The following is a 14,962-nucleotide window of genomic DNA, read 5'->3' as shown; positions in this document are numbered from 1 at the left end:
GGACTGTACATGATCATTCTATTGCTTTAATATATCGGGCAGGTACACCGCCGACTACGGTATTAGCAGCCACATCAGTAGTTACAACGGCACCAGCCGCTACTACAGCGTTCTCGCCTATGGTTACTCCTGGGAGTATGGTAGCTCCGGCACCAATCCAGGCATTACGCTTCACGAGGATTGGTTTTAAAATAAGTGCTTTTCGAGTAGTGGGATCTACCGGATGATTTTCGGTGATAAGGTTTACCTTGGGGCCTATTAGTACATCATCTTCAATGGTAATACCTCCCATATCCAGAAAGGAGCAGGCATGGTTGATAAACACATTGTTGCCGATCCGGATGAACCGGCCAAAATTGGTGTAGAAAGGGAGAAATACAGTGGTACTCTGATCCAGTTGGGTACCTATGATGTCACTTAGCCGTTCGCGTACCTGGTCCACATCGGTGGCCGCATTAAGTTCGGCAGATAATCGGATGGTACGGGATACAATCTCCAGCACCTTTGGATACTGCGGGTCATCTAACCGCAATAATTCTCCGGCTCTCATCCTATCAAATATATCCTGATTCGCTTGATTCATATCTTTGGTGTGTTTTCGGGAAGCGCTGGCTGCCCTCTGATTTTGAAAACACAAATATACACTACCCATTACCCCGACGGGTAATAAGAATCAAACCAATCATTAAGAATTTCAAACCTCCTGCTCTCGCAAGGATTTAGGGTTGGTACCAGTTAGTCGCTTGAAGTAGTTGTTGAAATAGGAAGGGTACTCGAAGCCAAGTGCATAGGCTATGTCGGCTATATTCCAGTCCGTATGCTGAAGCAGAGCCTTGGCTTCGCTGATGATGCGCTCTGAAATATGCGTAGTGGTGGGCTTGCCGGTCACTTCCTTCACGGCGCGGTTCAGGTAGTTGACATGCACATGCAGATGATCTGCATAGTCCTGTGCCGTCTTGAATTGCAGCGGCCGGTCGGACCCTTCAATTGGGAACTGTCTTTCCAGAAGCTCCAGGAACACGGAAGTAAGGCGGGAGGCGGCGTTCTTATGCTGGTCATAGTTCTGCGAAGGCTCCAGTTTAAGCGCTTCGTGAATGATCAGATGGATGTAGTTACGTATAAGGTCGTCTTTATAAGCATAATCCGTCTGCTGCTCATCAATCATTTTCTTAAAGATGGTATTCAAGAACTCCCGCTGCTGCTCGCTTATCTTTAGGATGGGAGTACCGCCAATCTTGAATAGCGGGGACTGCTGCAGGCTTTCCGAGCGGTCGGATACCTTTAAGAAATCTTCTGAAAAGAGGCAGGTGTAGCCTACATAGGTGGTGGAAAGGGTCTCCCAGGAATAGGGTATATGGGGATTGCCAAAGAATAAAACTGTACCCTCGGCTTCAAAGCTCCGGTCCGCATAGTGAATGATGCTCTTACCAGTAGTCAGACAAATTTTATAAAAGTCCTTTCTACTGTAGATGCGTGTGGCCTGACCGTCACTTTCAATTTGAAAGACATTGAAGCCCTTTAGCTTCAGCTCAGTATTGAACTGTGAGATTGAACGTACTATCTTGTCTTGCATTCCACAAAGTTATGAAAAGCAAACTTAGGTATCAATAGGATTGGGTTGATTACAAAAAGATATTAGTTGTTCCGATCAGAAGAAGACAATAATTGAAATTAAGTAAAATGAGCAGCTGATGCGGCTTATTGTCTTAGCCTGGTGCGGTTAAAAGAAAAGACCGTAAAGTAAACAGTATAGCATCAAATAATGCTTACAGTAGTAGGCCAGACAGGCAATGCTCATAGAGCTCTGAAAACAGCAAATGGTACATTCTAGGTACCTTTTGCTGTAAATTTACTTTTCCTTATTTCGATTAGAGAGAGCGTATAGGCACATTGGCCTGCCGCTTTGATTTTATGAGCAGGCTTATCGCTAACAACGCGTAAGTTCTACTATGTAACTGGATTAGTAGTCAATGTCAGCAGGAATACAGACTCCTCTGTAGCATATACACTGTGCGATATACCTGCCTGCAGCGCCAGCATCTGCCCCTGGCCCAGATGAGCCACTTGCTGCTCAGCAGTAAACTTTATTTTCCCTTCCAGCACTTGAACACTTATGCTACCGGGGGCAGTATGTGTTTTCAGCTCTGCTCCTTTGTGGAGAGCAATCAGTACAAGACGCATTCCCGCTGATTTTAGCAGGGTAATGGCATTCCGATCACCTTTATCCCAAGCCTGCTCCTGCTTAATCTGCTTCCTGAATGCAGCCAAATCAATTTCTACCACTGGAGCATCCAGCAACCGATCTCCCTGCGGATGTAGAGGGGTGGCTTCGTTCGCTTTCTGATGGACTATATCCTGTACTTTTTTTATAGTTCCGAATGAAGTGGTATCCTTCAGAGCTTTTACCAGGTCATTGGATATACTGTCGCTGTAGATACCATACCCATCCACCAGGGTGCCTTTTACGTTGTGTTTCTCAGAAGAAATTGCGTAGACCACTGCCCCATCGCCAGGGTCTGATATACCTTCGAAGCGAAAGTGCCGGTCCACTACAAACTCTTTTGGATAGAGCTTCAAGGGATTGCCATGACAGATCAGGCAGTTATCACTCAGGTTAAAGTCCGCAGTATAGCCTTCATTTTTAAGTTTGCTCAGTACTTCTGAAACAGTGGTCATGGTTTTCATTTGAGTAGTATTTACCGTGTAGACTTGTATTTACTCCTGATATCGTTTCATACCCTATAAGTTATGAAGTATCGTGCCTTTAAGAAAAACCCTTCAAGTACCTGGTCCAGGATTGTATTATACCTGGCTAGTGAGAAAGGTAGTACCTTTGGACAATTCATTGGCTAGTTGCCGAATAGTAGTCTGCTGAAAGACATCGCGGAGGGTTTCTCGGGCAATCTTAAACTTATCGTGCATCGGGCAGGGATGTTTTTCTGAGCATTGTTTCAGGCCTAAGCCGCACTCCCGAAAGATAGACAGGCCATCAATGGCATGTACAATGTTTAGTACCGGCTGCTCCATTTGATACTCTTCAATGTAAAAGCCTCCGTAGGGTCCTTTAAGGGAAGTAATAATGCGGTGCTTGTTGAGTATCTGCAGCACTTTAGCGGTAAAAGCCTCGGGTGCATCTACTTCCCTTGCTATCTCTTTTACATTTAACTTAATTTCCTGGCCTGCCTTGGAAGCTACAAATGCTGTTGCTCGTATCCCGTACTTGCATGCTTTTGAAATCATCGTATTCTCATTTAAAGTTACCTGTTACCCCTGCAAAAGTAGTTGGTAGTTATCTGTTTATTAGCAAAGGAAACGAACCAATTTGGTACTGCTGCAACACCTTAACCCTACAGCGGTCGACCTAATGGTCAATGTCACATCCCTCGATGTACCTGCAACAGCGGTACTTTTTAACGCGAAAGCTGCACAGCTTTAACGGTGGCGTTTACACCTGTGTTCTCCTGCCTGTTCCCTGCTGTTCCTGGATACGCCTATAGAAGGTTGCCGCCATAATTCCGGCCCGCCTTCTGGCATCGTCTGCCACGGGGCCTTCAAAATGATTTGCCACAGCTCTGTTGAAGAGGGTCAGCCATTGCTCAAAATGTTCGCTACTAACGAGCATTGAGGCGTGCCTGGCAAAAGGGTTGCCTACATAGCCCCGGACGCCAAAAAGCGCTGCATTCCAGAAGGCATACATTTTCTCCAGGTGTGGCCCCCAGTTATTATGTAGGTGCTCCTGAAAAATTGGTGCCAGCAGTCTATCCTGGCGCACATAGTCGTAGAAAGTATCTACAAGGACTTTTATATCGGCCAGTCCGTCAATGTCGTGTTTCGCAGTCATGGTGCAATAAAGAGTTGGGTAAGGAGGTAATAAATGGCCCAGCCACCAAAACCGATGTGCAGGACCCAAATCCAGTTGGGGATGCTGCGAGGGGTTTCGCTGCCTTCTATGAGGAATATTTTCTGGTCCCCCTTGCCATAAGCACTCACCATTATGGGCAAAACACCATCTACCACTTCGTTCTCCTGAAGGCCTTCTACCGTAATGTCGGGACCATTGCGGACGGTAAAAGGTATTTTGCGAATGCCCTCTTTGCCGGATGGATCCTGGCTCACGATACGCAGAAAGTGCTCTCCGTCGGGTAGCTTGCGTGTATCCAGTTCAAAGTTGATAGGCGATTTAAAAGAGCCTACCGGTTGCTGGTCATCATCTATAAAAATTATTACAGAACTTCTGTCTTCCATGGTTTCAGAATTCTAATACGGTTCTTTTAATGTGCTCCTCGCTTTTTTCGCCAGGCTTAACTAGCCACTTAATAGTATAAAAAAGTGTAGCCAGCACAATGAGTACTGCGGCCCAGACAATTACATAATCCCAGTTGCTTTGCGGCCCTGCCCCGTGGCTGACGCCCCTTAGGAGCTCAGGCTGTTGCTTTTCGCAGGCGGGACAGGCAAAAGCAGCAATGCTTAACAAAAGTAGAAGGCTTGTAAGCAGGAATCTATTCATGGGTTACTCGTTTTTTTCCAGTAATTGTTTGCCTGCGCAATGGTCTGAAACTCTACTGCCACTACCTGTGCAGAGGCAATGAGCTGTGCAGTATCATTAGCGTAGCTATCGCGCAGCTGCTGACGAATGCTGGCATCTGGCTGTATGGTGCCAATGGTTTTTCTGGCCAGGGTAATGGCCAGCTGCCGTCCTTCAAAAGGTGTAGCAGTCAGCAGGCTTGGTAGGTAGTCTTCCTGTGGGTGTTGCATGGAAATAGGGGTTTATACTGTTATTGTTTTGTGGTTTGCTTCAGGTAGTCCATTATTTTCTGAACCTCTTCTTCGGTTACCAGACGCGCCTTGTTGCCCCAGTTAGTCCGCTCGTGGTTCATAATGGCGGTAACTTCTGCTGCTGTTAGCTTGCTGTTGGTGCCTACGGCTGGCATGGAGGCATACTCAGGGTGGGCGTCGTAGCCATTCATAATCACCTCCACGTACAACTCCGGATTATCATCCAGCACAACACTGCTGCCTTTCAGCGGCGGGAAGGCCCCTTTCAAACCCTCGCCATTGGCCTGGTGGCAGCTTTGGCAGTTGGCAGTATAAAGGGCAGCTCCATCCAGCCCCTCCGTCTCTCCTGCTCCTGTGGCAAGCGCAGCAGCTTCTTTCTTCTCCTGCTTGTAAAGGAAATTGGGGGCGGGCATGGTACCTGGCAGCTCTACCTGTTTCAGAGACTGCAGGTACGCCACCAGTTTAAGGGCCTCATCGGTTGCTACAATTTTTCCGTTTACACCAACTCGGAATCGATCTGGCACCACCACCTCTACATCGCCTTCTTCTACTACTTCCTTTTCTTTAAACAGCCATGGGTAGGCCGGCATGATAGATTCTTCCACTACGGCCCGTGGCTGGTACAGGTGCAGTAAATTCCAGGTAGCGCTAGGCTGGCGGGATCCTACATTGGCCAGGTCGGGACCGGTACGTTCGGTACCCATCAGGGTAGCGGTATTGCGCCAGAGGTCCATGCGGTTGATATCGGCATAGTCGGCGGCAATGCTGGGCCGCGCCCCCCAAACCCTGTCCATCTCCAGGTTACGCACCTGCTGGGTGTGGCAGGCCACGCAGCCATTTGATACATATATGGCCTTGCCTTCCAGGGCCTCACCCTGAAGTGCAACAGCATTGGGTAGCGGACCATTGTTGTTCTGGTTATCGAAGGCAGGTAAAATGGCCACCAGCACCGTTAATAACAGAAAGAGGCCCAGTGCAGATGAGTACAGTTTTCGGTAATCATTAAAAAATTCCATCATATGCTTTGGTTGCCAACCGGCAATTTATGATTTATGCTAATTTGTTTCTGGCCTTAAACAGCTGGCTTTTCCTTGTTCACTATGTCCACCAGCTCATAGCCATCTCTGTCAAGAATACCGATAGCCGTATTGTTGATGTTGATTATTTTACGCGGCTTTATCATGCGGTACATGTTGTAGGCGAAGATGAAGTGTGACACCCACATGAGCGTGCCACCAATTGCGCGCCATAGCCAGAAAGGGGCCATCAGCACTACGCTTTCAATAAAGGGAAGCCCTTCTATCCACATTAGCCCGCGCAGGGTACCGCCCCACATTAGCGGAATGGTGTAGAACATCATGCCGATAAAGGCCATCCAGAAATGAATACCCACCGTTACCTGAGGCGGTTCCTGTCGGGTAATGCGCGGCACGATGGCATAGATGCCTCCCCACAGGAAAAAGGCGATAATGCCGTACATGGTCAGGTGCGAGTGTGCTACGGTAAAATCTGTAAAGTGCCAGATGAGGTTAGTGCTGCGGAAAGCCTCGGCCGTGCCCTGCAAAGAGCCGGTAAAGTAGAAGATAATGCCGACGATAAAGAACGGCAGAGTGTAGCTGCCTGCTACCTTGTGCCAGGCACCGCGGAAGGTCATTATGAAGTTCGTGGTACCTGCAATTACCGGAATGGCCATACCAGCGCTCCCTACAATGGCAACGGTTTGCAGCGACCAGGGAATGGCACTAAACACAAAATGGTGGGTGCCAATGACGGTATAAAAGAATATCTGAGACCAAAATGCCAGTATCCCCAGACTGTAGGAATAGATAGGTTTATTAAGCTGCTGGGGCAGGTAATAATAGACCAGCCCCAGGGTAAAGAGCATGAACCACATGCCGACGCCCTGGTGCATGTAATAGCCCTGGATAATGGTTTCGCCCAGACCAGACTGATAGCTGGGCACATACGCCACAATGGAAATTACAATGGCAAACATTACCGCTGCTACTATGTACCAGTTAGATACATAGATTTCTTTCGTCTTGCGTTTGGATACTGTTCTTATGAAATTGTACAGCGTAATAATCAGCCCTATGCCAAACAGCAGCTGAATGGGCCACACATATTCGCGGTATTCGCCACCACCGTTGTTAATGCCGGCCATAAGGGCAAGTGAGCCCAGCATAACAGCCGCATTAATGAGAATGAGCGTCCACCAGCCTGCTTTTAAGCTATGTAGTCTTACGTTACTTACACGCGGTACCACGTAATACCCAAGCCCCAGCATGGCCAGCGATGACCAACCCCAGAAAACTGCATTGGTATGCACTGGCCGCAGCCTGCCAAAGCTCAACCAGCTCTGGTGGTCAATATCGGGTGCTACAAACTTAATTCCCAGGTATTGGCCAATGCTAGTGCCGAAAAGCAGCCAGAAAGTGGCCGTACCCAGCAACCACAAAATAAGCCGGGAAAGCTGGGGGTCTACCGCAGGGCGCTCCAGAGATTTGCGCTTAGCCGCGATAAAGCGGATGTTGGCCTTATGGTTCACCCTGCTCAGGAGCCCGCGCGTATCCTCAGGAGCAAAAGGACCAGTGAGCTCCCCCCCCTTCAGACGATATTCCTGATTCTTTTTATGGGTATGTAAAACACTCAGTTGCTCTTCACTAAGAGTTTGCAGGTATTCGGCATAGCGGCTGGCTTCTACAGCATGCTTTTTGGTGCGTAAGTGCTTTAACAGCGCCCATACTTTAACTACCAACAGCAGCAGAGCGCCTGAAATCGGTATCAGCAGCAGTGTAATGGTAATAAGAATACCAGGCATGCTCATGAGCCCTTCTTTGGTGGGAGTAGTTTCTGTTTGTGCCGTTACACCTGTCGCAACAAAGCAGAAGGCGGTTAGTAACAGGCCCGACAACAGCTTGCTTAACTTTCGCAAGCGGGGCTTTATAGGATGGGCTACATTCATTGTAAAAATTATTAAGCTCTGCGGTTAAAGTAGACAATTATTCTAAAAAAGACAAACATATCTTAAAAAGGTTTTATAAATTATCGTTTGGGTAGGTGTCAAGGATGCAGGATCAGCTTATCAATCGGCAGTATGACCTGCACGTGTTGCAACTGGCGTATGCCAAAGCCTTGGAAAGGGGGCAGAATAAAAAGCGCATTCTATCATCGAAGAATATTGTAAATGAACGGCGTGGTCTCTCATTCTGACTTTTTACACCTTGTCCAGTGTCAAGCTGCTCTTTTATACTTTTTGACCCACAAGGCCGCCTGAGCGGTTTGACAGCGTGGCTTCTGTGATGCGGTAACGGTCGCCAATGTACTTCTGAGTGGAACCATTCAGCAGCAAGGCTTCGATCTCTGACCTGAACCCATCATTTTAGTACATAGGTAAAAAAGACGGTAGAGTTTTATCAGGACGAGACACTAATATACCGGATTTGCAGTATTGACTAGCCACTGCAAAAGGCGTTACCTTGTGGGTAATTTATCGCCTTGGTGGAATTTTCTGCAAATTCTACCAAGGCGTTTCTACTTCCGCTTGCTCGCCTGGCTCCTGCTTTATGCCTTGGTTATCTCGAGGCTGACAATGGATTGACTGTTAGAGTAGGTGGGGATGGAAAAGAGACTCGACCTTCTCGTATAGAAATAATTGATCGACCCGAATTTATCAAGCTTGACTAAGCCGACTCTTCGATCTTTTAAAGTACTAATGCTTTCTATCAACGACTAACCAGGAATGTCTTTCCGTCAATTATGGGATGTAATAGTAAGACGAGGGTATTATTTGGCAGGTGGTGTCTTGGTGCCACCTGTTTGCTTTTTGGCTGTGTATTGCCAAACAGCATACAAGCGCAAAGGGAACAAAGTCGTGTTGAATTTTATCCTGAAGAGCCCAGGCGAGGGGACACCCTAAAAATTGTGTATCGATGTTCGGGGGGCCAGGATGTCGATTGTGGTAGTGTACGGTGTATAGTATACGCTAGTAACACAAGTGCCATTCCAACAGCAAAGGAGATTCCCTTGGTAACGGACGGTTTGACCGCTTCTGGTGTGTATCATTTAAAAGATCAAGAGGTAAGTGTTCTAACCATCTTCATGGACTCGGCCCGAAATATTGACAATAAGACCGGAAAAGGGTACTGGGTTTTACTGAGGAACGAAGGTAATGCCGTTCCATTGGCACACGCAAGTATTGCGGAGTTCTATGCGGGAGCCTGGAGTCCCGAAACGTATCATCTGGTTGCACAGAAGAAGCAGGCGAAAGAGCTGTTTGAAAAGGAATTTGAGCTTTATCCACATCTGAAATCAAAATACATTCGCCATTATCTCAAAACATTAGACTTAAATGACAGCCATGAGAAATCCATTTTCATTCGGGAGCTCGATTTTTACGCAAACCTGCCTACTCTGACGGAATGGGATTATTTGACTGGAATTAGCAATTTTTATCATCTCCTGGGTGAGGAAGAATTATCCAGGCACTATAAGTCGGAGGTTTTCAGACGATTCCCCAAGGGATCCTGGGCGTTACAGACTGAATCTTTGCAATCACTAAAAGATGCATACCTGACCAATGACTTTCAAAAGATTTATGATATCTATCTTGATTTTAAGAAGACATATGTCCCAAGAATCCCCGACGAGTGGACCAGGCGAGTCCTGACCAATCGGGGTGTTCAACTGTTGACTAAAGTTGCGGAGGCTTACAAGGGACCGGAAATGCCGACTTTCTGGCAAAATGAGGTTGATTCTTTACCTGCTGAGTATAGAAAGTATGCCTACACTACTTCGGCACGACTAGTTCTTCGTTCTACTTCTAGGAATCTAGCGTTGGGCGAGCTACTAAGCAGGAGATCGGTGGAGGAGCATCGTCTCCGTTTACACGATCCACGTATTCCGATTGAACGTCCTTACTTAACCGATTCTATGGTACAGTCTCGTCGAAACGTTGACCTGGCCGAAGCGATCGAACAGCATGCCAAGTACCTGACTTTACTCAAGCGTCACTCGGAGGCCTTGCCACTTTTAAGGGAAGCGGCCATAACATTGACGAAAGGAAGTAAGGCCGCAATCAACCATAGCTACATCCAATGTTTGATAGAACTGGGAATGGTTGCGAAGGCTAGGCAAGAAATTGAGGCAATATTGAAACGTAATGGAAAGATTGATCCTGACTTTATCGCAAAATATGATCAGGTGTTTAAAAGCAAGAATAGTCTATCAGATGTAGAACACCAGCTTAGGGAAGAGAGGAGGATTACCATTCAAAATGAATTTATTAATGTGCCGTTTCCAAGGGACTTGTCTTTGCAGGATTATCGAGGTAACGCTATTGCGCTTGGCGATCTTACGGGAAAAATCCTGGTCATTGATTTTTGGGCCTCCTGGTGTGCGCCGTGCATAGCGGGTCTACCAGGGATGTCTGACTTGGCTAAACGATATAAAGAAGAATCAGATGTGCTATTTCTTTTTGTAAACACAAGTGATAGTAATCGTCCCAAAGCCCTGCAATTGTTTCGTAGAATGCCGCAGCATACACTTTATTTCGATAATTTTAGTTCGGTGGCTTCATCATTAGACGTAACAGGATTACCAACAAAGCTTGTTGTCGATAAGGGGTTTAACATCCAGTATAGAAAGATTGGGATAAGTAGTGATCTTAATGACGATGTTCGGGAATTATCTGATGTAATTGAGATTCTTAAGTCAAGATAGGGGTACTCTTGCTGACCTGTCCTATATTAAAATGACCGTTTCTGTACATATTGAGGTGTACAATGTAGCTTCACAAGATCAATATTAAACTACATAATTGCAGGTACTAACGAAATTAGATACATTTACATTAAAGGCATAACAATAACGACACAATTGTACATAGTCAAGTAAAAATGGACAGAAGGGAAGAAAAAGGGAAGAGACAATTTAGTAAATTGTTTCACCCAAATTACCTTAGTTATGTCCAAACCATCTAAAAGAACGCCTAGGCACTCCAAAACGGATCAATCAGCCTCATCTACTCCGGAGCGCCCATCTGCCTTTTCCATTATTAAAGATATTCAGCGACAAAGCCGGCGCCAATACACTGCTGAGGAGAAAATCCGAATCGTACTGGAAGGCTTGCAAGGCGAACAATCTGTGGCTGAAATCTGTCGCCGCGAAGGACTCAACACCAACGTGTACTATCGCTGGAGTAAGGAGTTCCTGGAAGCAGGTAAAAAACGCTTGGCGGGTGATACGACCCGGGAGGCCACTGCTCCAGAAGTGCAAACCATCAAGTCAGAAAATGAAGCACTCAAGCAACTGGTGGCCGAACTGAGCCTGGAGAATAGGGCATTAAAAAAAAGTCTTAAAGCCGACGAATAATCCCTATCATCATATGACTCAGTCCGAAAAAATGGAAATTATCACGTTGGTTGAACAGTCAAGCGTTAGTGTAAAAGCAACCTTGCAGGAGTTAGGTATTAATCGATCTACCTTTTATCAATGGCGGTCCGCCGCTGCGGTATAAACGCTATTTGAATGATGGTTACGATGGATTGGCTGATCAACCTTACCAACGCACGAGTAGTTGGAACCAACTGCCCCCTGCTGAAAAAAGTCGGATCATAGAGCTAGCTCTGGAACGACCAGATCTTTCCAGTCGAGAACTAGCATGCTATATAGTTGACAATGAAGGATGGTTTGTGTCGGAGTCCACAGTCTACCGTATTCTGAAAAGCCGAGGTCTGGTGACTACGCCTGCTTACCGACTAATGGAAGCTGCCGAGCAGTTCTACAATCCCACAACTGCGCCGAATCAGCTGTGGCAGACGGATTTTACTTATTTCAAGATAAAACAGTGGGGCTGGTACTATCTCTCGACAGTGTTAGATGACTACTCGCGCTACATCCTGGCTTGGGAACTATGTCCAAGCATGCAGGCGGTAGATGTGGAGCGAACGGTGCAGGCGGCTCTACAAGCTAGTAGTTTGAGTACAGGTCAGCGGCCTCGTATCTTGTCGGACAATGGATCAGCGTATGTATCTCGGTATCTAAAGGAATATTTGAAAGGGGAAGGCATTGATCACGTCCGATGTGCTCCCTATCATCCAATGACCCAGGGTAAAATTGAACGTTATCATCGATCCATGAAAAATGTGTTGTTATTAGAGCACTATTTCAGTCCTGATGAACTAAGCAATCGTCTGGCGGAGTGGGTAACTTATTATAACTACCAACGATATCATGAATCACTAGAAAACGTAAGGCCAGCGGATGCTTATTGGGGCCTTCAAGATCAGATCTTGGCCCAGCGGCAAAAAATCAAGCATATGTCAATGCTTATACGTCGGAAAAATCATATTTTTCAGCAACTCCAAAGAGGATAAAACCTTCTCTTCTCTTTTCACCCGCAGTTGTCCACTTTTCGCTGACGATCTACATTATAGGTACTGTTAAATTGATTATCCTTTAATAAACAGGCTCATAGAAAATACATTATCACGTTAATTCTGTAAGAATCATTACTTAACAATTTAGTTGCTATCAGCACCTATTGCCCAGTATATGCTAAACGACATGCTTGCTATTGTGTATTTAGTACCTTATCGGTACTCATGATTGTCAGCAGCTTTGGGATTTTTAAAAATACTTCTGATAATGTTCACTTATCGGAAGAAGAAATTCTTGCAAAAAATATTTTTATGTACAAGTTCATGACTGATGAAAAAAGATTTTGATCTGGAACACCTCCTCAAAAGAGCCCATATAGCTATTCTTCCGCTTTAAATTCACATGGATCTCAGGAGCAGTTTTTTTGTTAATCTTATTTGGCCACTTAACCTTACTAGATACTAGCACCTATCTCTGCATTTGTCGTTAGTAACCTAGTTTAAAATATGAAACCTTCTCACAATTTTTAATTTGGAAACTTTAGGATTTTAGTCTGACTATGATCTTTGACCACTAAATGCCTTTGGCTGGATCAGTAGACGTGGCTATACCAATAAGAAGATTTTTCATTTATTTCATGTTTTCAATTTTAATGCCAACTAAATTTTGAACCTCTCTTACTTTCCAGTTCTGCTATTGCTGCTATGTTCGGCTTTGTGATGAAGGGCTAACGGCTGCATTGTAAAACCGGGGCCACTCCAGGTAGTTCTAAGAGTAGGTACTGTTTCTGCTCCTCCAGCGTATACCAGGCGGAGTGGATGGAAGCCCTTCTCCAGATAGACCCTACTACTCAGGGTAGTACCTGACTTGTATCCCTTATCAGCATCCAGGATAGTAGCATCATGCAGTCGGAGTACAGCTCCTCCGTCCGTCTGAATAGTAAAGGTATATTCACCGGTTTGAGGTACTTCCAGTAAGCCCTGGTACTCAATAACTATGTCTTTGTCACGGGTACGCATACTCAGGTCCAGCCCCTTGCTCTGGCCGACCTTTTTGGGTTTTACAGCAAGGCTACCTGGTACCGGTGTCCAGGGAGTGGTAACTTCATACACCCCATATTCAAGTCCCTCCTCCATAGGTTGTACCTCGGCAATAGCTGGAATGGCTACGGTGTCGTAGGGCCTGACAGCACTGGTATCGGGACGACGCAGGCGGAGTACCCGTTCTTTCATTCGCTTCTGAAGTTCTTGAAAATACGGGGTGCTGCTGCTTAGGTCATTTTTCTCTTTGGCGTCGCTCCGCGTATCATAAATCTTAAAGTTATTCTGCGATGAATGTATATTAGTACGTATGCCTTTGTACCCGTCCAGATATAGGACCTGCATCTCTCCGTGTGCCTGCCCTTGATGGGAGGCTTCGAAGATCTCAAAATCGGGAGTGTTTCCATTGACCTGGTACTCGATGTACACGGTAGAAGGTTGCTGCTGATTTGCTTTTCCCGTTAGGGTGGGCACCAATGATAAACCATCGGTATTGGCCGGTGATGGAACACCCGCTAGCTGCGCAAAGGTAGGTAACCAGTCGTGGAAACCACTGGGGGTATCGTTTCGCTGCCCTACGGGCGTATGCCCTGGCCACCGGACAATGGTGGGAACACGGATGCCCCCCTCCCAAACATCTCGTTTGATGCCATCCATGACTCCGTAGCTGTCAAAGAAAGTAGGTTTATAGGGACCATAGCCATAGGACTCCGTATGGGGACCGTTGTCGGAAGTAAAGATCACCAGGGTATTTTCATCAATGTCCAGATCTTTTAAAAGCTGCATCAGATCACCTATGCTATCATCAATACGGCGCACCATTGTAGCATGACGCTTTTGCTCATCGGGCCAGTCTTTGGAGGCATAATCGGGATGAATATAGTAGTCAATCGTATCTGATACTGTATTGATGAAGCTGCCTGCCTTCCCTTTCCACTGTATTCCTCCCTTCAGACCTCCTCCGGCCGGATAGGGTGAGGCAGGTACCTGCAGCCCTGCGTGGGGAGTGTCATACGCCAGATATAAAAAGAAAGGTTTATTAGACTGCTTTTGCTTCTGATCAATGATCCATTTTTTTGCTCCGGCTGTAAACAAATCGGCGGTATATACTCCTTTAAGCTGCTTTGATATCTCCTCCTGTCCATGGTAGAGTTCTACCGGGGGACGCTCTCTGGCATTGTGGGCAGGATAGTGGTTGTGTCCATCGCGGTGGCGGACATAGCCCAGGAAGTAGTCAAAGCCACGTTTGGTTGGATAGGCCTCCCAGGTAGTTGGACTGTTACCCTCCAGACCCTGTAACCCCCATTTTCCTACAATTCCGGTCGCGTAGCCAGCCTCCTTCATCACGGATGCCAGTGTATGATTGTCAGCCAGAGCTTTATCAAATTGATTGTTCCGTATGTTGGCGTGTCCCTGGTGCTGTCCTAACATCAGCGAGGCACGGGAAGGTGCACAAACAGGGGCTGGTACATAATGACGTGTAAGAAGCAGTCCCTGACGAGCCATCTCATCCAGATGTGGTGTTTTGAAAAATGGCTTTCCTTGGGTCTCTCTGCCATTCTGAAACAATACTCCTAGATCACCATAACCCAGATCATCCGTGAGGATGAATATGATATTGGGAGATTTTTGAGCGGCACTGGATTTTTCTGCTGGTTTTCGGCAGGCTATTTGACTGAGTAGAACCAGTAGGGGCAGTAAGATACTTGTTACTCTTATCATGAGTTAACTTCTTGTTTAAGGATGTTGTGTTAGGGGAGTATTCC

At 46.4% G+C, this 14,962-nt stretch carries 13 protein-coding genes and 1 pseudogene; 3 read left to right on the top strand and 11 right to left on the bottom strand.

Annotated elements, in window-relative coordinates; genetic code table 11:
• Positions 1 to 13: 13 nt before the first annotated feature.
• The 10 genes from JUB14_RS25560 to JUB14_RS25515 all read right to left on the bottom strand — a co-directional run bounded on the left by JUB14_RS25560 (position 14) and on the right by JUB14_RS25515 (position 7,741).
• Positions 14 to 583, bottom strand: a complete 570-nt coding sequence (locus JUB14_RS25560; RefSeq protein ID WP_207509713.1) for a DapH/DapD/GlmU-related protein — start codon at positions 581 to 583, stop codon at positions 14 to 16.
• A 111-nt stretch (positions 584 to 694) separates the two neighbouring features.
• Positions 695 to 1,573, bottom strand: a complete 879-nt coding sequence (locus JUB14_RS25555; RefSeq protein ID WP_207509712.1) for a helix-turn-helix domain-containing protein — start codon at positions 1,571 to 1,573, stop codon at positions 695 to 697.
• 374 nt (positions 1,574 to 1,947) lie between these two features.
• Positions 1,948 to 2,676 carry a cupin domain-containing protein gene (locus tag JUB14_RS25550; RefSeq protein WP_207509711.1) on the bottom strand — a complete coding sequence of 243 codons (729 nt, stop codon included), beginning with the start codon at positions 2,674 to 2,676 and terminating at the stop codon, positions 1,948 to 1,950.
• 126 nt (positions 2,677 to 2,802) lie between these two features.
• A complete protein-coding gene (locus JUB14_RS25545; protein WP_207509710.1) occupies positions 2,803 to 3,240 on the bottom strand; it encodes an RrF2 family transcriptional regulator in 438 nt (145 codons plus the stop codon).
• 205 nt (positions 3,241 to 3,445) lie between these two features.
• Positions 3,446 to 3,841 (bottom strand): group III truncated hemoglobin, encoded by a 396-nt coding sequence (locus JUB14_RS25540; protein WP_207509709.1) that lies wholly within the window; start codon positions 3,839 to 3,841, stop codon positions 3,446 to 3,448.
• Entirely contained in the window at positions 3,838 to 4,245 is a 408-nt protein-coding gene (locus JUB14_RS25535; RefSeq protein ID WP_207509708.1) for a cytochrome C, read from the bottom strand. The genes JUB14_RS25540 and JUB14_RS25535 overlap by 4 nt, the downstream gene beginning before the upstream one ends.
• Positions 4,246 to 4,249: 4 nt before the next feature.
• Positions 4,250 to 4,507, bottom strand: coding sequence for a hypothetical protein (locus JUB14_RS25530; RefSeq protein WP_207509707.1), 258 nt, complete (start codon positions 4,505 to 4,507; stop codon positions 4,250 to 4,252).
• Positions 4,504 to 4,755 carry a hexameric tyrosine-coordinated heme protein gene (locus JUB14_RS25525; protein WP_207509706.1) on the bottom strand — a complete coding sequence of 84 codons (252 nt, stop codon included), beginning with the start codon at positions 4,753 to 4,755 and terminating at the stop codon, positions 4,504 to 4,506. The genes JUB14_RS25530 and JUB14_RS25525 overlap by 4 nt, the downstream gene beginning before the upstream one ends.
• A 20-nt stretch (positions 4,756 to 4,775) precedes the next feature.
• Entirely contained in the window at positions 4,776 to 5,795 is a 1,020-nt protein-coding gene (locus JUB14_RS25520; RefSeq protein WP_207509705.1) for a cbb3-type cytochrome c oxidase subunit II, read from the bottom strand.
• Between the two features lie 53 nt (positions 5,796 to 5,848).
• Positions 5,849 to 7,741, bottom strand: a complete 1,893-nt coding sequence (locus tag JUB14_RS25515) for a cbb3-type cytochrome c oxidase subunit I (RefSeq protein ID WP_229368300.1) — start codon at positions 7,739 to 7,741, stop codon at positions 5,849 to 5,851.
• A gap of 104 nt (positions 7,742 to 7,845) precedes the next feature.
• Here JUB14_RS25515 and JUB14_RS25510 point away from each other — a divergent pair, with 104 nt between their 5' ends.
• The 3 genes and pseudogenes from JUB14_RS25510 (at position 7,846) to JUB14_RS25500 (ending at position 12,152) form a co-directional block, all read left to right on the top strand.
• On the top strand, positions 7,846 to 7,989 hold the full coding sequence (locus JUB14_RS25510) for a hypothetical protein (protein ID WP_207509704.1): 144 nt from the start codon (positions 7,846 to 7,848) through the stop codon (positions 7,987 to 7,989).
• Between the two features lie 813 nt (positions 7,990 to 8,802).
• Complete coding sequence (locus JUB14_RS25505) at positions 8,803 to 10,497, top strand: TlpA family protein disulfide reductase (RefSeq protein WP_207509703.1); 1,695 nt, start codon at positions 8,803 to 8,805, stop codon at positions 10,495 to 10,497.
• A gap of 243 nt (positions 10,498 to 10,740) precedes the next feature.
• Positions 10,741 to 12,152, top strand: a pseudogene (locus tag JUB14_RS25500) (IS3 family transposase).
• A gap of 681 nt (positions 12,153 to 12,833) precedes the next feature.
• Here JUB14_RS25500 and JUB14_RS25495 read toward each other — a convergent pair.
• On the bottom strand, positions 12,834 to 14,918 hold the full coding sequence (locus JUB14_RS25495) for a sulfatase-like hydrolase/transferase (protein ID WP_207509702.1): 2,085 nt from the start codon (positions 14,916 to 14,918) through the stop codon (positions 12,834 to 12,836).
• Positions 14,919 to 14,962: the final 44 nt, after the last annotated feature.

Source organism: Telluribacter humicola (assembly GCF_017355935.1).
Lineage (GTDB): Bacteria > Bacteroidota > Bacteroidia > Cytophagales > Spirosomataceae > Telluribacter > Telluribacter humicola.
The sequence above is the reverse complement of the archived record's forward strand: the minus strand, read 5'-3'. Positions and strand labels throughout refer to the sequence as shown.